Genomic DNA, 26,281 nt, shown 5'->3' with positions numbered 1-26,281 from the left:
CCGGTTCGTCCCCATGGGCCCGCCCCCTACGGAGGTTCCATGGCCGACAACGTCACCTCGTTGTTCCGCAGCACTACCGCGCACAGCCCGTCGATGGCGGCGCTGACACGCGAAGGCGGAGACGGGGTCGGTCCGGTGGACTTCTGCATCCCGTGCAATCCGTACTTCCCCACCCCGGCCATGTTCGACGACATGGCGGGCCGGCTGCGCGACATCATCACGTACTACCCGAGCAGCGCCGACACCATCACGTCCGAGCTGTGCAATCTGCTCCAACTGCCGCCGCAGTGCGTGGCGATGGGCAACGGCTCCACCGAACTCATCACCTGGATCGACCACCTGCTGGTCCGTGAGTCCCTCGCCGTCCCCGTCCCCACCTTCGGCCGCTGGACCGACCAGCCGATGGAGACCGGCAAGCGGGTCGACATGTTCCCGCTGCAGGAGTCCAGCGGTTTCGCCCTGGACCTCGCCCAGTACGCCGAGTTCATCCGCGCCCGGGGCACCCGGGTCGCCGTCATCTGCAACCCGAACAACCCCGACGGCGGCTTCATCCACCGGCACGCGCTGGTGCAGTTCATGGACGCGATGGCCGACCTCGACCTGGTCGTCATCGACGAGTCGTTCCTGGAGTTCGCGGACGCGGAGCAGGAGCCCAGCACCGTCCAGGACGCGGTGATGCGCCCCAACGTGGTCGTGCTGCGCAGCCTCGGCAAGAACTTCGGTCTGCACGGCATCCGCTTCGGCTACATGGTCGCCAACCCGGCGCTCGCCGGGAAGGTCCGCTCGATGCTGCCGAAGTGGAACCTCAACTCCTTCGCCGAGCACGTGGTGTTCATGCTGAAGAACCACGGCGCGGAGTACATGGAGAGCCTGCACCAGGTCCGCCGCGACCGGCTGGACATGGCCCGCCAGCTCTCCGCCCTCCCCGGGCTGACGGTCTACCCGTCGCAGGGGAACTTTCTCTTCGTGCGCCTTCCCGTCGGCGCCGAAGGCACCGTGGTCCGGGACCGGTTGCTCACCGAGCACCGCATCCTGGTCCGCGAGTGCGGCAACAAGGTCGGCTCGTCCAGTCGCTTCCTGCGGCTCGTGGTCCGGCCCCAGGTGGACGTGCGTCGCCTGGTGTCAGGCCTGGAGTCGGTTCTCTACGGGTCCAGGAGGGGAGCCGCCGTACCCGAGCTGGGCACCGGGACCAGCTACAGCTCGGGTACGGCGGCCGTGGACCGGCTGATGGGCGAGACCAGCGGCACGGGGATGCACAATGTCGCCGCGCAGGCCATGAGCATGCCGGCGCCGGCGCCCGCCGCCGCCTCGATGCAGTCGATGCAGTTCGCGTCGCCCGCCGCGCCCACGCCGGCCCCGATGCCGCTGCCCACCCCGGCCCCGATGGCCCCCATGCCGACCCCGGCCCCCGGCCTCCAGCCCGTCTCCCAGACCGGTATGCCCGGCCTCGCGGCAGCCGCCGGAAACCGCAGGGCCAACGGCGCCGCGCAAGGCCTGACGGCCGCCCAGGTACGCGGCCGCACCCAGCCGGAGCCGGTGGAGGAGCCCCAGGGGTGGCCGGCGGCGGGGGCCATGTACAACCAGGTGGGGTGACCCCATAACCGCTGACGCGGTCGCCGCACACGCACCGGGCGAGGCCCGTCGGACTCCACCGTCCGACGGGCCTCGCCCTTCTCTTTCGCGACTTGCACGTGTCATCCCATTTCGCGATGTGAACGACACAGCCACCGAATCCGTACTTCCCGACGAACTTCCCGATGACAGACGTCTCTTGCTCGGCTGGAGTGATGAACCGTGCGTCACAGGGCTCGAAGGGTGATGGCGGTCGCGGCCGCCCTGGGACTCGCGGCCGGGGTATCCGGCTGTGGTGCGGGCACGGGCGGGGATTCGGGGCAGGTCACCCTGACCGTCGTCGCGACCAACTACGGCGACAGCGTGCACAAGAACTCCGAGGGCTACTGGAACCGGCTCACCCTGGCCTTCACCACCGCCCACCCCGACATCGACGTGGACGTCCGGGTCCACGACCCCGGCGAGGTCGACGAGAAGGTCGCCGAGATGGTGGAGCGGGGCGATCCGCCCGACATCGTGCAGGGCGGCGGCTACTCGCAGTACGCCGCCGAGGGCCTTCTCTACAGCGCCGACGAACTGCTCTCGGTCCCGGTCCAGGCGTCCTTCGTACCGAGCCTCGCACAGGCCGGTTCGATGGACCGGCGGCAGTACGGGCTGCCGTTCACGGCGACCACCCGGCTGCTGTACTACAACAAGGACCTGTTCGCTCTCGCGGGCCTCACGCCCCCGAAGACCTGGGACGAACTCCTCGTCTGCGCACGCGAGTTGAAGGCGCGCGGCGTGACGTATCCGATCGCCGTGCCCCTCGGCCCGGAGGAGGCGGAGGCCGAGACCCTGATGTGGCTGCTGGCCGGTGACGGCGGCTACACCGACACCACGAACGCCTACGACATCGCCTCCGCCGCCAATGTACAAACACTGACCTGGCTGAAGGACACCCTGGTCGCCGAGGGTCTCACCGGTCCGATCCCGCCCGGACAGCTGAACCGGGACACCGCCGTCGAGGCCTTCCTGGCCGGCCAGGCCGCCATGGTCAACGCCCCCCTGTCACTGATCCGCCAGATCGAGGACTCCTCCGAGTCCGTCCCCTACGGCTCCGTCCCGCTGCCGAGCAGCGACGGCGAGACCCGGCCGACCATGGGCAACGCCGACTGGGTCATCGCCTTCAGAAACGGTGAACGCCGCGAGGCGATGGGGACGTTCCTCGACTTCCTCTACGGCGACAAGTACGTCACCGAACAGGCCGCCGAGTACGAACTCCTCCCCGTCACCGCGTCCGCCGCCGACACCATGCGCGCCGACAAGAACCACCGGCCCCTCTGGAACGGCCTCGACACCCTCGACAACCTCCGGCTCTATCCCGTCTCCGAGACCAACTGGGCCGAGGTGGCCCTCACCATCCGCGAACGCATAGGCACGGCGGTCACCCCGGACGGCAACCCCCAAAAGGTCCTGGAGTCGATCGCCCGGGTCACGAAGAACGACAATTGACCGCCCCGGAGGAGCCAGCGGGAAGACGGGGGCATGGAGATCGAAAGCTGGGTACCGTCGCCGTACGACGAGCGCGCCGACGACGTGTTCGCCGAGTGGGCCGGGACGGAGACGCATCCACGGGTCCTGCCGCAGGCGCTCATCGCTCTGGCCCAGCACCCGGACACCCACCCCGCGCTCGGGGACGCGCTGGCCGAGCGGTTCGGGGACTAGGACGAGGCGATCCGCGTCCACGCCGTGTTCGGCCTGGCCGAGCGGGACGATCCACGGTGTCTGAAGGGGAGCGGGCGCATGGATACCGTCGTGGACCCGGAGCGGTACGGGTACGGCGTACTCGACGCGGCCCGGCGGTACGAGGACCGCCTCGCCGGCCGGGGCAGCGGCTGGCGGTGGCGACGGGCTGACACCGCCCCACCAGCTCGTTCAACATTCCATCAACGTGGCTGACTCACAAGAGACTTGACGATCGTTCACTTTGCCTAACTGATAGCTGATCAACAGCTTCCATTTCTACGGTGCCGTGTCCATGACAGACACTTCAATGCCCTCAGAGGCATCTTCGACAGTTTCGGAGACGACGACCCCGGAGACGACGCCCTCCGAGACGGCGTCGGTCGGACGTCGCACCGTACTGATCGCCACGGGCGCCACCGCCGCCACCCTGGCCGTCGGCGCCGCCACCACGTCCGAGGCACCCACGGCGGGGGCCGCGGACGCCGCCCCGGTCGCCGCGGCGGCCGTCTGCACCCTCACCAAGGAGATGACCGAAGGCCCCTACTACCTCGACGGACAGTACGTCCGCTCCGACATCACGGAGGGCAAGACCGGCTTCCCGCTCAAGCTGGCCCTCACCGTCGTCGACGACGACACCTGCGCGGTGATCCCCAACGCCCTCGTGGAGATCTGGCACTGCGACGTCCTCGGCGAGTACTCCGGCTACGTCGGCAACAACGGCCACGACGAGCCCGACAGCGGCACGTTCATGCGCGGCGGCGTCCTCACCAACTCCAGCGGCGTCGCGAACATCACCACGATCTACCCGGGCTGGTACCGGGGCCGGTGCGTCCACATCCACGTCAAGGTGCACGTGAACGTCACGCTCACCTCCGACGGCTCCTTCACCGGCGGCTCCGAACTCCACACCGGCCAGCTCTTCTTCGACGAGACGATCACCACCAGAGTCGCCGCGCTCTCGCCGTACACCACCAACGAGGTCACCCGCACCACCCTCGCCCAGGACTCCATCTACGACGAGGGCGGCGCCGCCTCCGGTCTGCTGACCCTCACCGCCCTGGGCAGCACCCCGGCGTCCGGCTACTCGGGCACCCTGACCCTGGGGGTGGAGTCCGGCTGATCTGACACCCCCGGCCCGGACCTCCCCGTCCGGAGCCGCCCCGGCCTCCCTCCCAGACCGTGCGGGAGGGGGGCCGGTCGGCGTTTCCGGCCGCGCCTCGGGGGCCGCTTCCGCCGTATCTCCGGCGGGTGTGACCGCCAGACGTCAACCGATCAACCGAAGCCGGTCTGAAGCGATCCCGACTCGATCGAATTCATACGGTTCCGACCAGGCACGATGTCCTCTCGATCTCCTGGGTACGCATCGGGCGAGCGCGGCTAGCGTGGGCGGGGTGCGGCAGTTCACCTTTGACGCCCGGCGCCCCGTGCCCAGTCCCAGCGACGCCCAGCGAGAGGAGGCGGCCACGATGCCGGGCGGGGAGACGGACGGCGGAGGTTCCCGCGAGACCCTCGAAACGCTCTTGCTGAAACGGCACTTCACCGGAGAGAACCTGCCCCAGGTACGCGCCCAGGTCGAGGACACGGCCGCCGCGGCGGGACTCGGCGGGGTGAGGCTCGGGGAGTTCACCCTGGCCGTCAGCGAGATCGCGGCCAACGCGGTGGAGCACGCGGGCGGCCACGGCCGGCTGGAGCTGCGCCGGCTGCCGCACGAGCTGGAGTGCCGTATCACCGACAACGGCCCCGGCTTCGTCCCCGCCATCCCCGAACTCCTCCCCGGCCTCACCGAGGGCTGCCGGGGCCGCGGCCTCTGGCTCGCCCATCTGGTCACCGACCGCCTCACGGTCACCACGGACACCAGGGGGGCGGGCGCGTCGGTGATCCTGGCGATGCGACTGAGGTGAGCGCGCGTACGCACGATGTGTCCCAACTGACGTCGAATGAGCGGGAGTTGAGGCGTTGGTCCCCAGCGCATTCACAGGAGCACATTAAGGTTTTCTTCAGATGCCCTCCTAACTTCGTCCCCATGACGGAGAACACCACACCCCAGAACACACCCGGGCCCGCCGCCACGGACGCGGCCGGCAAACACCGCCGGGACAAGAGCGTCCAGCGGCGGCGGGTCCTGATCGGCGGCGCCTCGGTCGCCGCGGCGGGCGGACTCGCGGCGGCGGGCCTCGCCGCGGCCACCACCACCGAGAGCACCACCGAGTCGGGCACCACCGCCGACTCCGCCGCCGCCACCGAGTCGTCCTCGTCCTCCACCAGCAGCGTCTGCGTACTGAACGCCGAGGTCACCGAGGGTCCGTACTCCCTCGAAGGCGCCCTCGTCCGTGAGGACATCCGGGAGGACAAGGAGGGCTTCGAGGTCCAGTACACCTTCACGGTCGTCGATGTCGCCAACGACTGCGCTCCGCTCGCGGGCGCCCTGCTGGAGATCTGGCACTGCGACCACCTCGGCGAGTACTCCGGGTTCGTCGGCGGCAACGGCCACACCTACGAGGACAACGGCACCTTCCTGCGCGGCGGTCAGCTGACCGACGAGAACGGGCAGTGCAGCATCACGTCCATCTGGCCCGGGCACTACGTCTCCCGCGCGGTCCACGTCCATATGCGAGTGCACACGGACGTCACCCTCACCGACGACTCGTACACCGGCGGCGAGATCATCCACACCGGACAGCTGTTCTTCGACGAGGACCTCAACACCGAGATCCAGGCGACCTCCCCGTACTCGGACAACACCACCCCGGAGACCAGCCTCTCCTCGGACAGCATCTACGACGACGGGGGTGCCTCCAGCGGTCTGCTGACGCTGACCGCGCTGGGCAGCGGTGTGTCGGACGGCTACAAGGCGACGCTGACCGTGGGCGTCGACAGCGCGAGCTAGCCAGGCGGCCCTTGGGCCGCCCGCCGTCCTGCCCTGGCGCATTAGAGGGTGCGTGATCCGGTCGGTTCGGCGACCACGGGTTCGTGGGGGCTGGTCGCGCCGTTCCCCGCGCCCCTTTGGGGCGTGGGGAGGGCGGCCCTCTCCTTCAAGTGCTCTCGGATGGAATAGGTCAACGCCGCGGCCCAGAGGGCGTAGACGGCCACGTACACCACCGCGCTGACCGTGCCCGACGCCGCGAGCCAGTCGCTCTTCAGCAGGGTGCGGACGTTGGTGGCGATGATGACGCCGCCGACGGCGGAGCCGAGGACGCGCGGCGGTACCAGGCGGACCAGCCAGGCGGCGATCGGCGCGGCGATCAGACCGCCGAGGAGGAAGGCCACCACCCAGACCCAGTCGATCCCCTGGGACCCCAGGGAGAACAGGAAGCCGAGGCTCGCCGCGACCGCCACCAGGAACTCACTCGTGTCGATGGACCCGATGACCTTACGGGGCTCCATCCGACCACTGGCCAGCAGCGCGGGCGTACCCACCGGCCCCCAGCCGCCCCCACCCGTGGCGTCCAGGAACCCGGCGGCCAGACCGAGCGGCGACAGGAACCGCTTCCGCAGCGGCTGACCGAGCCGCTCCTTGGGCAGCCCGCGCAGGGTGAAGCGGGACAGCACATACAGGCCGAGGCCGAGCAGGATCAGCGACATCAGCGGGGCGGCGATCTCGGTGGAGAGGTGGGACAGCACCGTGGCACCCAGGAACGCGCCCACCGCGCCCGGCACACCGATCCTGGTGACGACCTTCCAGTCGACGTTCCCGAACCGCCAGTGCGAGGCGCCGGACATCAACGTCGTACCGATCTCGGCGAGATGGACCGTGGCCGAGGCGGCGGCCGGGTTGGTGCCCATGGCGAGCAGCAGCGTCGTCGAGGTCACGCCGTAGGCCATGCCCAGGCTGCCGTCCACCAGTTGGGCGCCCAGCCCCGCAAGCGCGAGCAGTACCAGCGTCCGCATCGAGTCTCGTCCCGCCTTTCCTAGCTTTCCCACCGGTTGAGTAGGGATTGGCCGGGGCCACAGTACGGGACGGAACTGAGGAAAGGATGAGCGGGAGATAACGATCCAGTACGACTGCGCTCCGCGAGGAGGCTGCCGACTATCCGTTCGCCCTGGTCACGGGTTCTCCCAGGCGGCCGGTTCCGCCGCCAGCTCCTTCACCGGTTCGGGGAGCGTCCCGGCCGCGATATCGGCCACGGTGACGCCCTCAAGGATGCGGCGGACATTGGCCCGCAGGGCGATCCAGAGCGGCAGCAGCGGCTCGGCGGAACCGGTGTACGTCAGCCCGGTGGGCCGCTCCCCGCGTACGGAGACGATGGGGCCGTCGACGGTACGGATGATGTCGGCGACGGTGATCTCGGCGGGGTCGCGGGCCAGTTGGTACCCCCCGCTGCCGCCCCGCCGACTGCTCACGAGCCCGCCGCGCCGCAGGTCCCCGAGAATCCCCTCCAGAAACTTGTGCGGAATCTCCTGCTCCGAGGCGATGACCTCCCCCTTGACCGGCCCCGCCTCCTGCCGCACGGCCAACTCCAACACAGCCCGTACGGCGTAGTCCGCCCGCGCAGAGATCCTCATGGTGTCCATTGTGGCGTGCTTATAACTGCCGCCCAGCACCCGCGCCCCGTCTTTTAGGGGCGCGGGGAACTGCGCGAGCAACCACAACGCTCCCGCAGCCGACATCCGCCAACAGGCCCCGAGCTATTAGCCAAGCCGGATCACATTCCACGACAGCGGCTCAAGCACCGCCCTCAACACCCCACCCTCAAGCACCGTCCCTTCAACACCATGCGGCACCACCCTCCCCGGCTCCTCCAACGTGTTCCGCGCATCAGGATCGGCATCGGCGAGCGCACTGTGCTCGACAACCCGCGTCAAGCCCAGCCCGTTCAGGGCGACTTCCAGCGGCAGCGCCCCCTCACGACCCCGGTTCACCGCGAAAACGGTCACCGACCCGTCATCGGCCCGCACCGCCGTCGCATGCAGCAGCGCCGCGTCCCCGTACTTCTTCGTCTCGTACGTCGGCGAGTCCACCCGTACGTCGAGGACCTGCCCCCGCCCGTACCGCGAGGCCTGTGAGAAGGGGAAGAAGGTCGTCTGCCGCCAGGCGGGACCACCCGGCTCGGTCATGATCGGGGCGATGACGTTGACGAGCTGGGCGAGACAGGCGACCGTGACGCGGTCGGCGTGGCGGAGCAGGGCGATGAGGAGGGAGCCGAAGACGACCGCGTCGGTGACGCTGTAGTTGTCCTCCAGCAGACGGGGGGCCTCCGCCCAGTCCCGCGCGCCGGAGTTCTCGATCGCGTGCCACTCCGAGATGTACCAGACGTTCCACTCGTCGAAGGAGAGGTTGATCTTCTTCTTGGACTTGAGCTTCGCGCCCACGTGATCGGCGGTGGCGACCACGTTCTCGATGAAGGACTCCATATCCACGGCGGAGGCCAGGAAGGAGTCGACGTCGCCGTTCTCGGGCTGGTAGTAGGCGTGCAGGGAGATGTGGTCGACGAGGTCGTACGTCTCCTCCAGGACCGTCGCCTCCCAGGCGGCGAACGTCGGCATGGACTGGCTGGAGGAACCGCAGGCGACGAGTTCGACGCCCGGGTCGATCTGGCGCATCGCGCGGGCGGTCTCCGCGGCGACCCGCCCGTACTCCTGGGCCGTCTTGTGACCGGTCTGCCAGGGGCCGTCCATCTCGTTGCCGAGGCACCAGAGCCTGATGCCGAAGGGGTCCTTGTCGCCGTGGGAGACGCGGAGGTCGGAGAGGGCGGTGCCGGAGGGGTGGTTGGCGTACTCCTGGAGTTCGAGGGCCTCGGCGACGCCCCGGGTGCCGAGGTTGAGGGCCATCATGGGCTCGGCCTGGGGGCCGATCTTCTTCAGGAAGGCGATGTACTCGGAGAGGCCGAAGCGGTTCGTCTCCGTGGAGCGCCAGGCGAGGTCGAGGCGGCGGGGGCGGTCCTCGGCGGGGCCGACCGAGTCCTCCCACTTGTAGCCGGAGACGAAGTTGCCGCCGGGGTAGCGGATCGTGGTGACGCCCAGCTCGCGGACCAGGTCGAGTACGTCGGTACGGAGGCCTTCGGCGTCGGCCGTGGGGTGGCCGGGCTCGAAGACGCCGGTGTAGACGCAGCGGCCGAGGTGTTCGACGAAGGAGCCGAAGAGGCGAGGGTTGACCTCGCCGACGGTGAAGGCGGGGTCGAGGGTGAAGCGGGCGGTGCGGGTCATTTTGGGCTGGAGCCCTTCGTTCGACATTTCGGATGCTGATCGTTACGCCGAACTGGACGCTATGTTCGGGGTCCGGAACGAGTCAATGGGGCGGGGTGCGCCTGATGGGTGGGGTGGTGCGGCTGGAGGGCGGCTGACCGTCCGTCGGGGTTGTTCGCGCCCACGCGGCGGAGCCGCACATGTCACAGCCCCGCGCCCCTCAAGGGGGGCTGCGCCCCCTTGAGCGGGCCGCGACCGCCTGTGCGGCAGTGGGCAACAGTCAGCGTTGGCCAAACTTCAACGAGCGGTCGGTTTTCGTGGTGTCGGTCGGTGGGGGGCACGTAGGGTCGGGCCGTGGAGGAGGAAGCCGGGCGATGAGCCGTCGTGAAGGGGTGGAGGGCGGCCGTGCCGCGACGGGCGGTCTGCTGAGGCTCGCGGTCAAGGCCCGGACCGCGCTGTTCCCCTCCCCTTCCGCCGCCGAGATGCGCAAACTGATCGTGGGGCTCACCAAGGCCGTCCGGGTGAGGCTCGATGTGCCCGTCGGCGTACGGGAGTTGGGGGCGGCGCTGTGCGCGGAGATGAGCGCGCGGCGGGGCGGACGTCCGGTGGAACTGCGGTTCGAGCGGTTTCCGGACGAGTTCGAGGTGACGGGGCTGTGGATGGAGTTCCCTGACTTCGATCTGGTGATCGTCGAGGAGCGCGCGGAAACCGTGCAGCAACTGGTCATCCTCGGGCATGAGTTGTGGCACATGTATGCCGGGCACTGCCATCAGCCCGTACCGGGGCTCTCCCCCAGACTGTCGGCGGCGTTCGAACAGGGCGGCACCCCGATCGCGGCCCGTAACGGCTCGCACGCGTCGGACGAGCGGGAGGCCGAGGATTTCGGCCATCGGCTCGCCACCGCCTTCCGCTCCTGGGTCGTCACCGGGGCGGCCGGTGGCGGCCCCGTCGATCCGGCCGACCCCGTGGGGCGGGCCATCCAGGCGTCCTTGGGCTGTCGCAGGCCCCGAGGATGAGCGTCACCGCCGCGTCGGCACCGCCGGCGGCGGCCGGGGTGGCGACGATCTCGGCCATGAGCCCCGCCGACTTCTCCAGTGGGCTGTACATCTCGTTCTGGATTCCCACGGCCGTGCTCAGCGCCGCCCTGATGATCAAGCTGCCGGGCATCGTGAGGCTGTGGCGGGACACGCTGCTGCGCTCGGTCGGGGGTCTGCTGCTGCTCGCGTGCGGGGTGTTCGCGTGCGCGGCGCCGTCGACGCTCGCCTCGATCAACCGGCTCGTCGGGGTGCCGAACATCGCCGCGCCCTGGGTGTACTCCCTGATCACCGCGTTCTGCGCGGCCTGTCTGCTGCTGATCCTGTCCTGGCGGCACGGGCCCGCGGACCGTTCCGCGGCGACGCGTCGGGCCCGGCGCCGGGTGGTGATCGGATACGCGTCGGTGGTCGTCGGGCTGTGGGTGCTGTTCGCGCTGGCGGACGTGCCCGAGGAGCGGTTGCGCGACCTCGACACGTACTACGCCACCACGCCCTTCATGCGCGAGGGGATCGTCCTCTATCTGGTCGCGCACACGTCGGCCGGTGTGATCACGTACCGGCTGATCCGCGACTGGGTCCGCACGGATGGCCTCGATCTGTGGCTGCGCGGGGGTCTGAAGGCGCTGGGTGTCGGTTACGCGCTCAATCTCGTGTTCGACGCGTCGAAGATCACCGCGCTGGTCGCGCGCTGGACCGGACACGATCTGGACTGGCTGAGCACGCATGTGACGCCGCCGGTGTCCGCCCTGTCGGCGATCTTCATCGCGGTCGGCTTCATGCTTCCGCACGGCGGTCAGTATCTGCACGACGGGTGGCGGCTGCGGCGGAGCCTGTGGCGGCTACGGCCGCTGTATCTGCTGACCAGGGCCGACGGCCCCGGTGTCCCCTTCGCCCTGCGGGCCCCGGTCGCGCTGCGCCTGACCCGCCGCGAGACCTTCATCCGCGACGCGCTGCTCCGACTCGGCCGACACCTGGACGACGGCCTGCGGCGGCGTGCGTACGACGCGGCCATTGCCCTCGGCCACACCCCCGCCGACGCGACCGCGCTGGCCGCCGCGATCACGATCCAGGAGGCGATGGCCGCACGACGGGGTCTGCGCGAGCCGGGGGTACCGGCGCACACCCCGCCGTCCGGCCCCTCCGCTCTCCTACGGGACATCGAAGGGACCTCGCGAATGCTTCGGCGGCCGGCTGACCTCGGGAGGATACGCACCCTCACGACAACCTCGACGCCGGTACCGACCGGGTCCCAGAGGGGGTGAGCCGGACGGAAGCGGACCGGGACGCTGCCCGTCAGCGGCCGGGTCGGGTTCGGCACCGCCGGACAGCGCCGTGGTGGTTGCGGGCCGTCGCGACGGGGAGGGGTGCACGGCCGAGACAAGGCCGACACCCGGACAGGGCCGCCACCCGCAACAGGGGCGGCGGCCCGGGCGAGACCGAGGGTCAGCCTGCGAAGGGTGGCTGGGGTAGGCCCTTGCCCACGGCCGGGATCACCAGGAGGGAACCCGACAGGGGTGGGGGGCTCTCCAGGCCGACTCGGGCCGTGGTGATGTAGAGGTCGGTCAGGTCGGGGCCGCCGAAGGCGCAGGCCGTGGGGCGGGGGGTGGGGAGGGGGATCACTCGGTCGAGGGTGCCCGTCGGGGTGTAGCGGCGGACGGCGGCGCCCTCCCACAGGGCCACCCACACACAGCCCTCGGCGTCGACCGTGAGGCCGTCGGGGAAGCCCGCGCCCTCCTCGATGGTCACGAAGGGGCGGCGGTTGACGGGCAGTCCACCGCTCTCGTAGTCGAAGACGTCGATACGGCGGGTCGGGGAGTCGACGTAGTACATCAGGCGCCCGTCCGGGCTCCAGCCCGTGCCGTTGCTCACGGCCACGTCGTCCAGCACCGTCCGGTCGAGTCCGTCGGCGGTGAAGCGGGCCAGCGTGCCACCGCCCGGCGCCTCGTCGTAACGCATGGTCCCGGCGAAGAGGGAGCCGTCGGGGGCGACGGCGGCGTCGTTGGCGCGGCGGTCGGGGACGGGCTCGTGGTGCAGCCAGCGGAAGGAACCGTCGGCGTCGCGCAGCCCGACACCGTCCCGGAGGTTGAGCACCAGCCCGCCGCCCGCGCGGGGCTTGGCGGCGCCGACGTGCTGCTCGGTGGTGAAGACCGTACGGCGCCCGGAGACCGGGTCGAACGTGTAGACCCTCGACCCCAGGATGTCGATCCAGATCAGCCGCTGGGCGTCGGCGTCCCAGGTCGGCCCCTCCCCGAGGGCGGCCTCGGCCCGTACCGCTACCTCATACGTGCTCATGCCACGCTCCGGTGTCCGAGGCGCTCGGAGAGTTCCGCGGCGCCCTTCACGGCCAGCTGCTCCAGCTCGATACGGCGCTCGTCGCTCCAGCGGATCATGGGGACGGAGATCGACAGCGCGGCGACGACCTTGCCCGCCCGGTCCCGGACCGGGGCGGCGACACAGGAGACGTCGGGGTTGGACTCCCGGCTCTCCACGGCGAGACCCCGCTCACGGATACGGGCGAGGGCCTCCCGCAGGGCGCCCGGCTCGGTGATGCTGTTCGGAGTCATCGCGATCAGGTCGGCGTCGTCCGGAATCCGGGCGTTCAGCTCGGCCTCGGGAAGGGAGGCGAGGAGCATCTTGCCGACGGAGGTGCAGTGCGCCGGGAGGCGGCGGCCGGCGGCGGAGACCATGCGGACCGCGTGCGTGGAGTCGACCTTGGCGATGTAGATGACGTCCGTGTACTCCAGGATCGCCACATGCACGGTCTCGTCACAGGTCTCGGCCACGGACCGGGCGACCTGCTGGCCCTCGGCGGCGAGGTCCAGCTGCTCGGCGTAACGGCTGCCGAGCTGGTACGGGCGGACACCGAGGCGGTAGCGTCCCGGCTGCCCCTGCACCGGCACGATGTACCCACGGGCGGCGAGCGTGGTGACCAGCTCGTGCACCGTGGTGCGGGGCAGCTGGAGCTTGCGCACGATATCGGGGGCGGACAGCGTGCCGTCCCCGTCGAGGAAGAGCTCCAATATGTCGAGCGCCCGGGTCACGGCAGGTACTAGGCGTCCCACGGCAGGCCCCCTCCCTTGTCTCACTACTGACGATGTTCGAAATTTCAACTGCCGATCGGCATAACGAACACAGGCTAGTCATAGTGCCCTTGACGGGGCAATGGTCATGAACGTCCCCGTCACCGGAGACGTACGCCGCCGTGCCCGCGTCCGCCCTACTCGCCCGCCTCGACGGGGGTGTGGCGGCGCCGTCGCAGCGCGTCGCGTTCGGCGTCCGGAATCGTCATCGACTCGGCGAGGACGGCGGCGAGCGCGTCCACCCGCGTGTGGTCGATGCCGCTGTGGAAGAGCCACCGGATGCTCTCGTCGCGCGTGATGAGGTCGATCGCGAGGCGCGCGCTTCTGTCCTGTGCGGTCGCCGCTCGGACGTAGCGCACCTGGTCGACGGGGACGACCTGACGGATCTCGCCCTGTTCGAGGAAGGCGTTCGTCCTGGCCGTGACGATACGGCGGTCCGTGACGGCGACCAGTGTCCTCGCCGAGGTCTTGTCCATCGCCGCCGCCAGCTTCTCCTTCGCTCCGCCGAGGATCGCGGAAATCGGACCGAGGGCGTCGAGCTGGTCGGGGAAGCCGAGGACCCGCAGGGTCTCACCGTCGTCGAGGAACCACCGCAGGATGCGAAGGTAGGGATCGAGGTCCAGCGACGGGGGTGCGCAGACGACGTCCGGGGCCGCGAGCCGAGGGGCCGGCGGACGGAGAGCGTCGGCGAGAGGCTCGATCGCCTCCAGGAGACGGGCGGAGGTTTCGCGGGCCGCCTTCACCTCTTTCCGCTTCCCCGGCAGCGGCCACGCGTCCGGTCCGGGAAGTTCGGCGGTGATCCGCAGCTCCCGTGTCAGCGCGTGGACGAGGCTCATCGTCTCGGCGAGGGCGGAGTCGAACTCCGCGCGGGTGTCGCGGGCGATGACCTCGGCGTACTGCGCCTCGGCGGCGTCTTCACGGCCGGCGGCTCTCGCCCTCGCGGCGCGCAGCGCGTGATACCCGGTCCACGCCTTGAGGGAGGACAGGAGGGCGTAGGCGTCGAAGACGATCGACTGGGCGTTCGTCCGCAGATACTCACGGGGGCCGTGGCCGTCGGGCCGACCGATCTCTCCGACGTGCTCGCGGACGTTCCCCTGGTAGAGCTCAAGCTGCTTCTGCAGCAGCGCTCCACTGCCCGCGACGTCCTCCCACAACGACGTCGGGACCGACTCGATCTCCCGCGCCTGGTCGACCGCGCGATCGATGGCGGCGACGAGTCCCGTCAGTTCGGCCCACTCGCCCTTGCGGATGGTGGCGAGGACCTGGCTCGTCACCGCGAGGTTGGTCCTGACGAGGCCCGAGACCTCGCTCAGCATCATCTGAAGGCCGACCATGGCCAGCGCCGGCCCGATCGAGGCCGCGGTCCGCGCCTTGCTCACCGCGGTCACGGGGTAGAAGCGGGCCTGATGCAGGATGCGGCCGGGAACCATCACCGCTCCGAGGTGCCCGCCGTCCTTGACGGCGAGCGTCGCGCCGCTCTTCAGCAGGGCCTGTGCCGTGCCGCCGATCCGGTAGAGCCCCCGCACACCGGCGAACGCGTTCCCGAGATCGCCGGCCACGGTCGCCGCGTTCCCGATCGAGGCGAGGATCGCCGAGATCTGCTTGCGGTCGGCGGCCGGCACGATCCCGAAGTCGATCAGATCGGGCTTCAGCTCCGGCGGGACCTCACCCGCGACGAGAGCCACCCCGGGCAGCACCTCCACCAGGACCGTCGACGCCGGCGTCGAGTCGATGTCCGAGTCGGGTGCCGGATCGTCCCCTGCAGGCGGGTCGGCGGTGGTGCTCTGGCCGTTCTCCTCAGGCTCGGCGATCTCCATCGAGTCCGAAGGGTCCTGCATGCGATCTCCTCCCCGTGAGGGCGCGCAACGGCCAGACGTCGTCGGCGTTCCCGGCCGAAGTCTACGGCTCGGTGCCCTGCGGCCGAGTGACTCCGGTGTCCGTCACCGGACCCAGGACCCGACCGGCCAGACATCAGCGTCGCCCGCGCGGGTCCCCCAGCTCCCCCCGCAGCCGCTGTGCCCTGAGTACCAGCTCCAGTTCGAAGCGGCGGTCGGGGTCGTCTATCTCGTCGCCCCACAACTCCCGGATCTGGCGGAGGCGGTAGCGGACCGTCTGGGGGTGGACGCCGAGGCGAGTCGCGACTTCCGGGGCTCCGCCCCTCGTCTCCAGCCAGGCCAGGAGGGTTTCGGCGAGGCGGCGGCCGTGGGTGGGGCCGCAGTGGGCCAACGGGGCCAGGCAGCGTAAGGCCAGGTCGTCGATCAGTTCCTCCGGCTGCAACAGCACCAGCGCCTCGGTGTGTTCGGTGCAGTGCAGGACCTCGCCGGTGGGCAGGAGGCGGCGTTCCATGAGGCGTACGGCGGCTTCCGCCCAGCGGAGGGACTTCGCCGCATCGGACAGCGGGACCGGGGGGCCTATCGCGCCTGACCAGCCGGTGAGGGCGCGGTGGAGGAGTTCGGGGCGGCCGGCGGCGTCCGGGTCGGGGACGACCATGCGGGGCTGTTCGTACTCCATGTCGAGGAGGACGCCTTGGCTGACGGCCGGGGCCATGGCCTCGCGGGCGGGGCGGAGGAGGACGCCGACGGCGACCTTCTCGGGGAGGGGCCAGCCGATGCGGGCCGCGCGTTCGGTGAGGGCGTCGGCGGGGTCGCCCCGGTGGTGTTCGGCCAGGAGGAGTTCCATGAGGCGGCGCTGGAGGCGGAGGCGTTCGCCGGCCTGCCGGGCCGCCGCCTCCGCGTAGCCGCGTACCGACTGGTCCACCAGGCCGTCCAGGTACTCGTATCCGGCGTCGACGAGTTCGTACATCGCGGGCGGTGGGATCTCCACCCGCTGGCCGATGTCGGCGAAGCGGCGCCAGGCGAGGCGTACGCCGAGGCGGTAGATGGCCTGGAGGGAGTCGAGGCTGCGGCCGTTGAGGCCCTCGCCCCGCCCGAACTCCTGGAAGACGCCGGGGGGTACGCGGGGGCGGCCCCCGGCGGTCTCCATGTGCTGGATCTCCAGGTGCTGGACGAAGACCTCGATGGCGCGGCGGATACCGATCAGGGCCATGGGCTCGCCGGAGTCGTCGAGGACGAGCGGGAGGTGGGGGTACTCCCGTCGGATCTCGCGCAGGATCTCCTCGGCGAGACCGGGGGCCTCGGCCATGGCGATCGCGGCGAACTCGCGCACCTGGATGCGCGGCACATCGTGCCAGGCGGAGCGGGCGGGGACGGGCGTGGTGGCGGCGGTGACGGTGGCGGTTCCCGGATGGCCGGTCACGTGATCACCGATCCTGGCCGGTGTTCTCGTAGGTGATGAGCGGGGTGTTCGGCTGGTCCGGGGTCGCCTCCAGCAGTGCGACGATCCCGAAGGCGGCCCCCACGGCGAGCGCGGCGGCGGCCACCATGGTCAGCGCGGCGGCGAGCATTCTGGACATCGCAGGGTCAGCCTCTCGTCGAAAGGTCGTCCCCCACCCAGGGCACTTCGAGTACGTGCGGCACTTCGCGCCCGCTACGGGATCGTCTGCCGGTCCCGGTGCCTCGCCCACCTGATCGGGACCTCCTGACGGCCCCCCGGCCGGTGCCTCGCCCAGGCCGCCGACCGAAAGCCCAGTGTCAGCAATGCATTGACACTGCGTCAAGACTCCGCCTACGGTTCCCGGCCCAAGTGGGTCCACGTGGGGTCCGCGTGGGGTTCCCGCACCATCGCACGCCTGCCCGAGTCGCACCTCCCAACGCCCTGGAGTGCCCGGATGCGCCGTACAGCCTCGCCCTTCTCCCTGGTCCTGCTGGGCCTCGGGACCTTTCTGCTGGTGCTCGCGCCCCTGCTCGCGTGGTACGTGAAGCCACGGGCCGCCGTGAACCCGATCGACATCGACTCCACCGCCGTCTACACCGGCACGGGCAGCGTCTTCGACGTGGAGCAGGTGAGGACCGTGCCGGACCAGAAGATCACCGTGACCCAGCGGGTACGCGGTGATGTGGCCGAAAGTGAGCGCAGCGGGGCCGCCGTCTGGGATGTGACGACCACGGTCGACACGGACAAGTCGCTGCCGGCCGCCGATCCGCACGACGCGCTGGACTTCACCCCGCACCGCTGGGTCAGCGACCGGAAGACCAACCGGCCCGTCCACTGCTGCGACGAGAAGCCGTACGTCGAGGGTGAGGCGTATCTGAAGTTCCCCTTCGATGTGCAGGAACGCTCGTACCGCTGGTGGGACAACACCCTCGGCGAGACGGTCACCCTCCACTACGAGGGTCGCAAGAAGGTCGACGGGTATGAAGGGCTGCGCTTCACGGCGACCGTACCGGCCACCAGGACCGGTACCCGGCTCGTTCCCGGCGCCCTCGTCGACCAGCCTGAGCGGCCGCAGGTGCTCGCCGAGGAGTGGTACGCCAACCACGGTGTCGAACTCGTCGTCGACCAGGCCACGGGACGAGTGATCTACGCCCAGACCGGGCCGCGCCGGACCCTGCGGGCGCCCGGAGGCACCCAGGACGCGGCCGTACTCCTCGATGCGCGGAAGCTGGCGTTCACCCCGGCCACCCAGAAGTTCGCCGTGGAGCAGGCCGAGCGGGACAGCGGACTGCTGCGGCTGGTGGGGGTGACGGTGCCGATCGGTACCGCCGTGGCGGGATTCGTCCTCGCCGCGACGGGTGCCGTTTTGGTCGCGCGCGGGAGGCGGCGCCCTGATACGTCCGAGTCGTCCCAGGAACCGATCACGATGTGACAGGGCGTCAGCTCAACAAACCCCGGAAATTGTCACGCCGGTGAGTAGCCGCATCGAACCGCTGGGCGAAAACTATCCACCCCACCTGAGCACAGCCCACCCATACCTCGCCCACATACCACCCGATTCCCGCCCATGAGTACCTGATCGCCCACGCACGCTGAGTTCCGCACCCCGAGACGAGTTGGAGCACCCATGCCCCAGCACGTGCCGTTCTCGCTGGTCGACGCGTTTCCGCGTGGCGCCCGGCAGGAGGCGGCGGGCGCCCCACCGCCGCGCCGCATCGTTTTCCTCGCCCGCCGTGACCTCGGTAATCCGGCGGCGGGGGGCTCCGAGCTCCTCGTCGACCGGCTCGCCGAGGGCCTGACCCGACTCGGCCATCAGGTCACCCTGCTGTGCGGCGGCCCGGCGGCCGTACGCGACTACCGGGTCGTGTCGGCCGGCGGCGATCTGAGCCACCACCTTCGGGCCCGCTCCACCTTCGCCCGCCAGATCGGCGACTGCGATCTGCTGGTGGAAGTGTGCAATGGGATGCCGTATCTGACGCCGTTGTGGCATCGCGGGCCGACGCTTTGTCTTGTCAATCATGTTCACACCGATCTGTGGCAGATGCGGTTCGGCGGAGCGATGTCGCCTGCGGCTGGGCTTGGCCGACGACTTGAGCGGTGGGCTCTTACGGGGGCGCAGCGGGGGAATCTGCTGGTTGCCGTATCGCCCTCTACCGCGAGTGCGCTCGGGACGATTGGTGTTGATCGGGAGCGGATTCGGGTTGTCCACAACGGGGTTGAGGAACCCGGGCCGCGTGCCGCGCGCTCTGCCGAGCCGCTGTTCGTCGCCGTCGGGCGGCTGGTCGAGTACAAGCGGATCGATCTGCTGCTGCGGCTGTGGGAGCGGGTGCGGCCCGTGACCGGTGGGCGGCTGGTGATCGTGGGTGACGGGCCGGAACGGGCTCGGCTGGAGGCGTTGGCCGGGGACGGGGTCGAGTTCGCGGGGCATGTGTCCGAGAGCGAGAAGCATCGGTTGTTGTGTGCGGCTTGGTTGTTGTTGCATCCGTCCGCCGTCGAGGGGTGGGGGCTTGTCGTCACCGAGGCGGCGGTTCGGGAGACGCCTGCTGTTGCCTTTGATGTGCCGGGGCTTCGGGATTCCGTGGTGGACGGGGAGACCGGGGTGCTGGCTCGGGGGGAGTCTTCGTTCGCTGCGGCATGGTGTGCGATAGCCCTGTCGGGGGAGCGCCGGGTTCTCATGGGCAGGGCTGCTCGGGAGCGGGCCGCGATTTATCGGTGGGAGCACACCGTGCGGCGGTTTCGGGCCGTCGCCTCGGAAGCGGTGCGGGGTTGGGCGCCATGAACGCCAAATGGGGTGCCACCTCTGATGGACGGCGAGTGCGGGTGCGTAGGGGCTGGTCGCGCAGTTCCCCGCGCCCCTTAAAAAACGGGGTGGCCGCACGTTTCAAAGATCCCTCTCTTGGTCGGTCCCTCTCCCTCTTTCGGGCCTTCATGCGTGAACCTGAAGATCCCGAATACTGTTACTCCCTCCTCGCCCGCGATGCCGTTGATCAAGTCGAGGCGTACGGCGGTGAAGTCGATCAACGGGTCGTCGTGGACGTCGGCGGAGGCGCCGGCTACTTCACCGAGGAGTTTCGGCGACGCGGCGCCCACGCCTATCTCTTCGAACCCGATCTCTCCGAACTCGGCGAGAAGCCCCCTCCCGGAGCCGTGGTCGCCGACGGGTATCTGTTGCCCCTCGGTGACGGGGTCGCGGATGTCACCTTCTCCTCCAATGTGCTGGAGCATGTCGCCGATCCGGCGACCTTTCTCAGTGAGCTGGCCCGGGTCACCCGGCCCGGTGGGCTGATCTACGTCTCGTTCACCAACTGGCTGTCGCCCTGGGGCGGGCATGAATGGGCGCCCTGGCACTACTTCGGGGCCGAGCGGGCTCGCGCCCGTTATCGGCGGCGTACCGGGAAGGACGCCAAGCACACCCTCGGCGAGAACCTCTTCGCCGTGCACATCGGAACCACCCTGCGGCAGGTGCGCGACCGGGACGACGTGACCGTCGTGTCGGCGCGCTCCCGCTACTGGCCGTTTCTCGCGGAGACCGTCGTCAAGGCGCCGGGGCTGCGTGAGTTCGCCACCTGGAACCTCCTCCTCATCCTCCGGCGGTGTCCACCATGACGAGCACGGTCCAGGCTCCACCTCCCGCGCCGGTACGGCCGGTCGGCACGACCGGGGGCCCTCCCGACGGCCCCCGGTCGCGGCGCTGGCTGCTGGGGTTCTGGGCCGTGGTGTTCGTGCTGCTTCTCGCGGTGCGGCCAGGGCGGCAGACCTTCGACACCAAGCTGGGGGTGACCACCGATCCCTGGCAGTTCCTGTCCGATCTCGGGCAGTTGTGGCACGACCGGGGTGGCTTCGGCGGGATTCAGGATCAGTACGTCGGCTATGCGTGGCCGATGCTGCCGTACTACGGGCTGACCGATCTGGTCGGGCTGCCGGTGTGGCTGGCGGAGCGGCTGTGGCTGTCGTTGATCGTGGCCGTCGCCTTCTGGGGGGCCTTGCGGCTGGCCGAGCGGCTGGGGGTGGGCAACCCTCCCGCGCGGTTGGTCGGCGCTGCCGCGTACGCGCTGTGGCCCGTGTTCACCACCGTCGTCGGGTCCACGTCCGCAGCCGCGTTGCCCGGCGCGTTTCTGCCGTGGGTGTTGTTGCCGCTCACCAACGAGCGGTACAGCGCGCGGGTCGCGGCGTTGCGGTCGGCGGTGGTCATTCCCTTCATGGGCGGGGTCAACGCGGCGGCGACGCTCGCCTCGTTGCTGCCCGTGGGGCTGTATCTGCTGACCCGGCCCCGCGGACCCCGGCAGCGGAAGCTGATCACATGGTGGGTGCCGGGGGTTGTGCTGGCGACCGCCTGGTGGGTGATCCCCCTGCTGCTGCTCGGGGTCTACGGCGAGAACTTCCTTCCCTATGTGGAGAGTTCGCAGACCACCACGGCCACCATGTCCGCCACCGAGGCGTTGCGCGGGGCCGGGAACTGGGTGGGGTATCTGCACTTCGGTGAGGCCTGGCTGCCGGCCGGGTGGTCCGTCGCCGCCTCGGTGATCGTCGTCCTGTCGTCGGCGCTCGCGGCCGGACTGGGGCTCGCGGGGCTGGCCCGGCGGGACATGCCCGAGCGGCGGTGGCTGGTGCTGACCGTGCTGGTCGTCGCGCTGATCACCCTCGCCGGGTACGCCGGTTCGTTCGGGGCGCCCTTCCACGGGCTGGTCCAGGACTGGCTGAACGGGTGGCTGGCCCCCTTCCGGAACATCTACAAGTTCCAGACCGGGCTGGCGCTCGCCCTGGTGCTGGGGCTCGCCCATGTGGTGGGCGTGGCCTCGGAGAGCCAACGGGTCCGGCGCGGGCGGCGGTTCGCGCCGCTGGTCGCCGCCGTGCTCGTACTGCCGGGGCTGCTGTGGCCGTATCTCAACGGGTCGGTGCTGCAGCCGGGTTCCTTCCAGGAGCTGCCCAAGTACTGGCAGGCCACGGCCGACTGGCTGGAGAAGTACTCACCGGATTCACGGGCGCTGGTCGTCCCCGCCACCGCGCACGGCCTCTACAGCTGGGGCTCCACCATCGACCAGCCCCTCGACGTCCTCGCCGACTCCCGCTGGGCCCAGCGCGACTACGTCCCCTTCGGCACCCCCGGCAACCGGCGCGCGATGGACGCCGTCGAGCAGGCGCTGCTGACGGGAGGGCAAGTGCCCGGGCTCGCCGACTACTTGAGCCGGGCGGGTCTGTACTACGTCGTCGTGCGCAACGATCTCGATCCCGACCAGATCGGATACGTACCGACCACGACCGTGAAGCGGACGCTGGAGCAGTCCGGGTACGAGCGGGTGACCGGGCTCGGGCCGGTGATGACCGGCGGGCGGATCGCCGAGGACACTCCGTTGCAGGTGGAGGGGTTGTATCCGAGGCAGCGGGCCGTGGAGATCTATCGCCCGGCCGAGGATGTGCCCCGGCCGGGACAGGCCGGGATGAAGGCGATCGCCGACACGGCGGTCGTGTCCGGCGGGCCCGAGTCGCTGCTGCCGCTCGCCGCCGACCCCGATCTGCGCGACCGGGCCACCGTGCTCACCGGCGACAACCACCCCGGCCTCGGCACCCCGGCCGTACAGGTGGTCGGTGATGGGCTACGGCTGGCGGACACCCGGTTCGGGCTGGTCAACGCCAATACGTCGTACACGTACACCGCAGAGGAGCGGAATCCGAGCGGGAGCGTGCAGGACGCCGGGGAGAAGCCGAAGCAGATCCTGCCGGTGAAGGGGCTGACCCACCAGACGGTGGCCGAGCTGCGCGGCGCCGCGAAGGTGACCGCGTCCACCAGCGGCAACTGGCTGTTCCAGCTCCCCCAGTACGACCCGGTCAACGCCTTCGACGGCGACCCGGACACCGCCTGGGCGGAGGGCGCGCCCGACTCGGCGAAGGGCCAGTGGCTGCGGATCGACTTCGACGACTCGATCGAAGTGCCCTCGACATTCGAGGTGACCCCGCTGCCGCGCGACGGGGCGCGGTCGGCGCCGACCCGGATCAAGGTCGAGACCGAGCGGGGCTCACGCTCCACCAACCTCCAGACCGACGGCAGCAAGCAGACGGCCAACGCCGAGCCGGGCGAGACGAGTTGGCTGAAGATCACCATCCTGGACTCGGACCAGCGGCACGCCGGGATCGTCGGCGCGGGCTTCTCCGAGGTCGAGATCCCCGGCGTCGAGGTCACCCGGACACTGCGGCTGCCCGTCGACGCCGAGGAACCGGATGTCCCGCAGGCCGACGCGAGGGTGATCTCCCTGCACCGGGCCACCGACCCCACCGGCCTGGCCCCCACCGGCACGGAACCCGGCCTGCACCGCGCCTTCGCCACCTCCACGGCCGGTACGTACCAGGTCGAGGCCACGGCCGTCCCCGTACCCGGCGAGGAACTCGACAAGCTCCTCTACGAGGTCGCCCCCGAGCAGCAGTCCCGGATCACGGCGACCGCCGACTCCACGGCCGCCCTCGGCGCCGGACTGTCCGCCCGCAACCTCACCGACGGCGACCTGACCACGGCGTGGATCGCGGGCGACGACCCCACCCTCCACCTGAGCTGGGAGGGCAAGTGGCCCATCAGCTCGCTCGTCCTGGCCCCGGCGGGCGGACTGTCCACCCGGCCGACCCAGGTCGAGATCGGCAGCCCGGACGGTGCCGTGATCGCCGGTGTCGACGAGAACGGCTGGGTCCGCTTCGACCCGGTCAACACCGACCGCCTCGACATCACCATCACCGAGACGGCCCCCCTCACCCTCCACAACCCGGTCGCCGACGACGACCTCCAGCTCCCGGTCGGTCTCACGGAGGCCTACATCCCGGCCCTGGACCAGTTCCGCACCCCGCAGCCCGCCTCCGCCCGCGAGTTCGAGCTGCCGTGCGGCGAGGGCCCGGAGGTGACGGTCGACGGCGAGACGTACGAGACGAGCGCGAAGGGGACCGTACGGGACCTGGTGGAGCGCCGGGCCGTCGAAGTGACGCTGTGTCAAGGCGAGTCGGAGAACGGCGAGGTGGAGCTCGGCACCTCCGAGCGTCACACGGTCGACTCCGAGGACGACGGCGCCCTGGCCGTCACCGGCATGACCCTGACCCGGGGCACGGTCGCCGAGCCCTCCGCCTCAGGCCGTGACCTGGGCATCCGTGACTGGCTCGGCGACCGCCGCGAGGTGACGGTCGGCGACGGCGCCGCCTCGTATCTGACGACGTACGAGAACTTCAACGAGGGCTGGACGGCCACGCTGAACGGCCGCGAACTCACCCCCGTACGCCTCGACGGCTGGCAGCAGGGCTGGCGCGTCCCCGGCGGCGCGGGCGGCACGGTCAAGCTGTCGTACGAGCCGTCCGTGACGTACGAGGCCGGGCTGATCGGCGCCGGCGTGGGCCTCGTGGTCCTGATCGGCCTGGTGCTGTGGCGCCGCCAGGAGCCCAACCCCGACGCCCCGCAGCCGGCACCGCCGGGCCCGGGCCTGTGGCTGGGCACGGTGGCGCTGACGCTGGTCGGCATCGTCATCGCGGGCCTCTGGGCCGTCGTCCTGGTCCCGCTGTTGGCCCTCCTCGCCTGGAAACGGCACGCGCTGCTGGTCCCGATCGCCTTCCTGGCCCTCGCCGGGGCGGGCGTCGTGGCCGCCACGGGCGCGGGCGAGCCGGTGGCCGCGGGCGAGGGCGCGTTCAGCTCCCCCGCCCAACTCCTGGCGCTGATCGGGTTGTTCGCGGCGCTGGTGAGCGTGGGAGCGGGGGTGGACGCGGCACCGTCGAGCCCCGGGTCGACGTTGCGGTTCCGGGTGCCGCCGGGCTCGGAGGAGCCGACGGAGCCGTTGCCCCAACGCAGGAGGACGACACCTCCGGCGATCCCGACGGCGCCCCCGGCCTCCGGCCAGACGGTCTCGGCACGGGGCCCCGGCGTACTGCCACCACAACCGGATGAGGACGTGGACCCACCGACCCGACGGATTCCCCTGGCCAAGCCGAAGGAGGGGACCGATCGGCCGGCGGGGCCGGTGGACGGGACGGAGCGAGGTGAACCGGTATGACCGCGCCGGCCCGCCCGGCCCGCGACGACGCGGCCCGGGACCCCGTCCGCATCCCCTTCCCGGTGGTCGACGAGATCTCCCGCCACTGCCTCCAGGAGGAGGAACCGGAAACCGTCCACATAGAGGTCCACCTCCCCGGCCCCCTGGACCCCACCCGCCTCCGCACAGCCTTCACCCAGGCCCTCCACCACCACCCCCGCATCCTGATGCGGGAAACCCCGGCCCACTGGTACACCCGCCGCTACGAGTGGCAACTGACGGAGGAACCGGAGGTGGATGTGGTGACCTTTCTGCCGCCGGGTCCGCGTGCGCTGAGGGACGCGAGAACGAGGGCCTTGGCGAAGGCCCCGCCCCTGACCTTGTCGCCACCGGTCCGCTTGGAGGTGGTGCCCAACTTCGTTGCGGGCAATCGTGCCCACCCAGCTCACCCAGCTGCGGGCAATCGTGCCGCTGGGGCGGCGCCCATCCCACCGAGAGCGGCACCTCGTAGCGCCGAGTTGCGCAGCCAACCCCCGCCGAGCCCCACCCCCGGGCACGCAGCAACCAACGGCACAGTCCTCCTACTCACCATCAACCACACCGCCCTGGACGGCCCAGCCTGCCTCCGCATCCTCGCCACAGCAGCGCAGCTGTACGGCGGCCAGGACAACTCCCCCACCGCACCCCCCATCCGCACCACCTCCCCCCAGACACCCCCACCCACCCCCCAACCCCCCTCCAACTGGACCCGCCCCGCCCGAGTAGCCCCCGGCACCCCCGACCCCTCCCCCGGCAACGGCCTCCTCGTCACCGACCTCCCAATCCCCCACCGCCCCACATCCGCCCCCTACACGGTGAACGACCAACTCATGGTCACCACAGCCCTGATGCTGTCCCACTGGAACAGGGAGCACGGCGCCCACCCCCGCCCCCTCCGCATCACCATGCCGGTGGACGACCGCTCCAGGGACACGGACATGCCGATAGGCAACGGCACCCGCCTGGTGGAAGTCCCCTTCCACCCCGACGAACTGAACCCGGACCACACCCCCACCCCCACCCTCCTGACCCGCACAGCCGAACGCACCCGCGCCCTGAAATCCCTCCCCCGCCCCCAACTCGGCCACGGCGCCTCCTTGTTGACGGCCCCGATCGTCCCGGTGGCATGGCGGGCGGCGGTCACCCGGGGTCTGCGCAGGGCCGCCGCCCCCTGGACCTCGACGACGCTCCTCAGCAACATCGGCCGCATCCCGTACCCGCTGGACTTCGGCGAGGAGGCCGGCCGCGCCCACGCAGTATGGTTCTCGGCCCCCGCCCGTATGCCCCGAGGCCTGACGGTCACCACGGCCTCCACGGCGGGCCGGCTGCACCTCGCCCTCCGCTGGTCCCGCGCCCTCCTCGGCCACGGCGACGGCGCCCACCTCCGCGACCTCTTCGAGCACTACCTGCACAAGACGGAAGAGGACAGGTGAGAACACGC

Annotated in this window: 21 protein-coding genes; 13 read left to right on the top strand and 8 right to left on the bottom strand. The window is 70.6% G+C overall.

Going from position 1 to position 26,281, the window contains the following annotated elements:
- Positions 1–39 precede the first annotated feature (39 nt).
- The 6 genes from ACWD4G_RS28810 to ACWD4G_RS28785 all read left to right on the top strand — a co-directional run bounded on the left by ACWD4G_RS28810 (position 40) and on the right by ACWD4G_RS28785 (position 6,184).
- A complete protein-coding gene (locus ACWD4G_RS28810) occupies positions 40–1,593 on the top strand; it encodes a pyridoxal phosphate-dependent aminotransferase (protein ID WP_451298414.1) in 1,554 nt (517 codons plus the stop codon).
- Positions 1,594–1,794: 201 nt separating this feature from the next.
- Positions 1,795–3,063: an ABC transporter substrate-binding protein gene (locus ACWD4G_RS28805; RefSeq protein WP_451298412.1), complete on the top strand. Its 1,269-nt coding sequence runs from the start codon at positions 1,795–1,797 to the stop codon at positions 3,061–3,063.
- A 33-nt stretch (positions 3,064–3,096) separates the two neighbouring features.
- Positions 3,097–3,276, top strand: coding sequence for a hypothetical protein (locus tag ACWD4G_RS28800; RefSeq protein WP_451298410.1), 180 nt, complete (start codon positions 3,097–3,099; stop codon positions 3,274–3,276).
- Between the two features lie 313 nt (positions 3,277–3,589).
- Positions 3,590–4,417 (top strand): intradiol ring-cleavage dioxygenase, encoded by an 828-nt coding sequence (locus tag ACWD4G_RS28795; protein WP_451298408.1) that lies wholly within the window; start codon positions 3,590–3,592, stop codon positions 4,415–4,417.
- A gap of 346 nt (positions 4,418–4,763) precedes the next feature.
- Entirely contained in the window at positions 4,764–5,198 is a 435-nt protein-coding gene (locus ACWD4G_RS28790; protein ID WP_451298656.1) for an ATP-binding protein, read from the top strand.
- Positions 5,199–5,320: 122 nt separating this feature from the next.
- Entirely contained in the window at positions 5,321–6,184 is an 864-nt protein-coding gene (locus tag ACWD4G_RS28785; protein ID WP_451298406.1) for an intradiol ring-cleavage dioxygenase, read from the top strand.
- A 41-nt stretch (positions 6,185–6,225) separates the two neighbouring features.
- Here ACWD4G_RS28785 and ACWD4G_RS28780 read toward each other — a convergent pair whose 3' ends face one another.
- From ACWD4G_RS28780 to arfA, 3 genes are all read right to left on the bottom strand, one after another.
- Positions 6,226–7,185, bottom strand: a complete 960-nt coding sequence (locus ACWD4G_RS28780) for a sulfite exporter TauE/SafE family protein (RefSeq protein WP_451298404.1) — start codon at positions 7,183–7,185, stop codon at positions 6,226–6,228.
- A gap of 156 nt (positions 7,186–7,341) precedes the next feature.
- Positions 7,342–7,800 carry an RrF2 family transcriptional regulator gene (locus ACWD4G_RS28775; protein ID WP_451298403.1) on the bottom strand — a complete coding sequence of 153 codons (459 nt, stop codon included), beginning with the start codon at positions 7,798–7,800 and terminating at the stop codon, positions 7,342–7,344.
- A gap of 126 nt (positions 7,801–7,926) precedes the next feature.
- Positions 7,927–9,441 (bottom strand): arabinosylfuranosidase ArfA, encoded by a 1,515-nt coding sequence (gene arfA, locus ACWD4G_RS28770; protein ID WP_451298401.1) that lies wholly within the window; start codon positions 9,439–9,441, stop codon positions 7,927–7,929.
- 353 nt (positions 9,442–9,794) lie between these two features.
- Between arfA and ACWD4G_RS28765 the strand changes: the two genes are divergently transcribed.
- Both ACWD4G_RS28765 and ACWD4G_RS28760 read left to right on the top strand, forming a co-directional pair.
- A complete protein-coding gene (locus tag ACWD4G_RS28765; RefSeq protein WP_451298399.1) occupies positions 9,795–10,436 on the top strand; it encodes a toxin-antitoxin system, toxin component in 642 nt (213 codons plus the stop codon).
- Positions 10,433–11,716, top strand: coding sequence for an MAB_1171c family putative transporter (locus tag ACWD4G_RS28760; protein ID WP_451298397.1), 1,284 nt, complete (start codon positions 10,433–10,435; stop codon positions 11,714–11,716). The genes ACWD4G_RS28765 and ACWD4G_RS28760 overlap by 4 nt, the downstream gene beginning before the upstream one ends.
- A 181-nt stretch (positions 11,717–11,897) precedes the next feature.
- On the opposite strand, the gene ACWD4G_RS28755 is transcribed toward ACWD4G_RS28760, so the two are convergent.
- From ACWD4G_RS28755 to ACWD4G_RS28735, 5 genes are all read right to left on the bottom strand, one after another.
- Positions 11,898–12,746, bottom strand: coding sequence for an SMP-30/gluconolactonase/LRE family protein (locus ACWD4G_RS28755; protein ID WP_451298395.1), 849 nt, complete (start codon positions 12,744–12,746; stop codon positions 11,898–11,900).
- Positions 12,743–13,516, bottom strand: coding sequence for an IclR family transcriptional regulator (locus tag ACWD4G_RS28750; RefSeq protein ID WP_451298393.1), 774 nt, complete (start codon positions 13,514–13,516; stop codon positions 12,743–12,745). The genes ACWD4G_RS28755 and ACWD4G_RS28750 overlap by 4 nt, the downstream gene beginning before the upstream one ends.
- Positions 13,517–13,671: 155 nt before the next feature.
- Positions 13,672–15,372: a hypothetical protein gene (locus tag ACWD4G_RS28745; RefSeq protein ID WP_451298391.1), complete on the bottom strand. Its 1,701-nt coding sequence runs from the start codon at positions 15,370–15,372 to the stop codon at positions 13,672–13,674.
- Between the two features lie 133 nt (positions 15,373–15,505).
- Entirely contained in the window at positions 15,506–16,789 is a 1,284-nt protein-coding gene (locus ACWD4G_RS28740; protein WP_451298390.1) for a PucR family transcriptional regulator, read from the bottom strand.
- Between the two features lie 4 nt (positions 16,790–16,793).
- On the bottom strand, positions 16,794–16,946 hold the full coding sequence (locus ACWD4G_RS28735) for a hypothetical protein (protein ID WP_451298388.1): 153 nt from the start codon (positions 16,944–16,946) through the stop codon (positions 16,794–16,796).
- Positions 16,947–17,261: 315 nt separating this feature from the next.
- Between ACWD4G_RS28735 and ACWD4G_RS28730 the strand changes: the two genes are divergently transcribed.
- The 5 genes from ACWD4G_RS28730 (at position 17,262) to ACWD4G_RS28710 (ending at position 26,273) form a co-directional block, all read left to right on the top strand.
- Positions 17,262–18,239 carry a DUF3068 domain-containing protein gene (locus tag ACWD4G_RS28730; protein WP_451298386.1) on the top strand — a complete coding sequence of 326 codons (978 nt, stop codon included), beginning with the start codon at positions 17,262–17,264 and terminating at the stop codon, positions 18,237–18,239.
- Between the two features lie 195 nt (positions 18,240–18,434).
- On the top strand, positions 18,435–19,586 hold the full coding sequence (locus ACWD4G_RS28725; RefSeq protein WP_451298384.1) for a glycosyltransferase family 4 protein: 1,152 nt from the start codon (positions 18,435–18,437) through the stop codon (positions 19,584–19,586).
- Between the two features lie 149 nt (positions 19,587–19,735).
- Positions 19,736–20,413 carry a class I SAM-dependent methyltransferase gene (locus tag ACWD4G_RS28720; RefSeq protein ID WP_451298382.1) on the top strand — a complete coding sequence of 226 codons (678 nt, stop codon included), beginning with the start codon at positions 19,736–19,738 and terminating at the stop codon, positions 20,411–20,413.
- A complete protein-coding gene (locus ACWD4G_RS28715; protein WP_451298654.1) occupies positions 20,410–24,822 on the top strand; it encodes an alpha-(1->3)-arabinofuranosyltransferase domain-containing protein in 4,413 nt (1,470 codons plus the stop codon). Before ACWD4G_RS28720 ends, ACWD4G_RS28715 begins: the two co-directional genes overlap by 4 nt.
- Positions 24,819–26,273 carry a condensation protein gene (locus tag ACWD4G_RS28710; RefSeq protein ID WP_451298380.1) on the top strand — a complete coding sequence of 485 codons (1,455 nt, stop codon included), beginning with the start codon at positions 24,819–24,821 and terminating at the stop codon, positions 26,271–26,273. Before ACWD4G_RS28715 ends, ACWD4G_RS28710 begins: the two co-directional genes overlap by 4 nt.
- Positions 26,274–26,281: the final 8 nt, after the last annotated feature.

The sequence above is a fragment of the Streptomyces sp. NPDC002643 genome (assembly GCF_053592555.1).
This window is presented reverse-complemented; position numbering and strand designations above follow the sequence as displayed.

Excerpts from the sequence above, each read along its gene's own strand:
- ACWD4G_RS28810 (WP_451298414.1), top strand. The coding sequence starts at position 40 with ATGGCCGACAACGTCACCTCGTTGTTCCGCAGCACTACCGCGCACAGC.
- ACWD4G_RS28800 (WP_451298410.1), top strand. The coding sequence starts at position 3,097 with ATGGAGATCGAAAGCTGGGTACCGTCGCCGTACGACGAGCGCGCCGAC.
- ACWD4G_RS28795 (WP_451298408.1), top strand. The coding sequence starts at position 3,590 with ATGACAGACACTTCAATGCCCTCAGAGGCATCTTCGACAGTTTCGGAG.
- ACWD4G_RS28790 (WP_451298656.1), top strand. The coding sequence starts at position 4,764 with ATGCCGGGCGGGGAGACGGACGGCGGAGGTTCCCGCGAGACCCTCGAA.
- ACWD4G_RS28785 (WP_451298406.1), top strand. The coding sequence starts at position 5,321 with ATGACGGAGAACACCACACCCCAGAACACACCCGGGCCCGCCGCCACG.
- ACWD4G_RS28780 (WP_451298404.1), bottom strand. The coding sequence starts at position 7,185 with ATGCGGACGCTGGTACTGCTCGCGCTTGCGGGGCTGGGCGCCCAACTG.
- ACWD4G_RS28775 (WP_451298403.1), bottom strand. The coding sequence starts at position 7,800 with ATGAGGATCTCTGCGCGGGCGGACTACGCCGTACGGGCTGTGTTGGAG.
- arfA (WP_451298401.1), bottom strand. The coding sequence starts at position 9,441 with ATGACCCGCACCGCCCGCTTCACCCTCGACCCCGCCTTCACCGTCGGC.
- ACWD4G_RS28765 (WP_451298399.1), top strand. The coding sequence starts at position 9,795 with ATGAGCCGTCGTGAAGGGGTGGAGGGCGGCCGTGCCGCGACGGGCGGT.
- ACWD4G_RS28760 (WP_451298397.1), top strand. The coding sequence starts at position 10,433 with ATGAGCGTCACCGCCGCGTCGGCACCGCCGGCGGCGGCCGGGGTGGCG.
- ACWD4G_RS28755 (WP_451298395.1), bottom strand. The coding sequence starts at position 12,746 with ATGAGCACGTATGAGGTAGCGGTACGGGCCGAGGCCGCCCTCGGGGAG.
- ACWD4G_RS28745 (WP_451298391.1), bottom strand. The coding sequence starts at position 15,372 with ATGCAGGACCCTTCGGACTCGATGGAGATCGCCGAGCCTGAGGAGAAC.
- ACWD4G_RS28735 (WP_451298388.1), bottom strand. The coding sequence starts at position 16,946 with ATGTCCAGAATGCTCGCCGCCGCGCTGACCATGGTGGCCGCCGCCGCG.
- ACWD4G_RS28730 (WP_451298386.1), top strand. The coding sequence starts at position 17,262 with ATGCGCCGTACAGCCTCGCCCTTCTCCCTGGTCCTGCTGGGCCTCGGG.
- ACWD4G_RS28725 (WP_451298384.1), top strand. The coding sequence starts at position 18,435 with ATGCCCCAGCACGTGCCGTTCTCGCTGGTCGACGCGTTTCCGCGTGGC.
- ACWD4G_RS28720 (WP_451298382.1), top strand. The coding sequence starts at position 19,736 with ATGCGTGAACCTGAAGATCCCGAATACTGTTACTCCCTCCTCGCCCGC.
- ACWD4G_RS28715 (WP_451298654.1), top strand. The coding sequence starts at position 20,410 with ATGACGAGCACGGTCCAGGCTCCACCTCCCGCGCCGGTACGGCCGGTC.
- ACWD4G_RS28710 (WP_451298380.1), top strand. The coding sequence starts at position 24,819 with ATGACCGCGCCGGCCCGCCCGGCCCGCGACGACGCGGCCCGGGACCCC.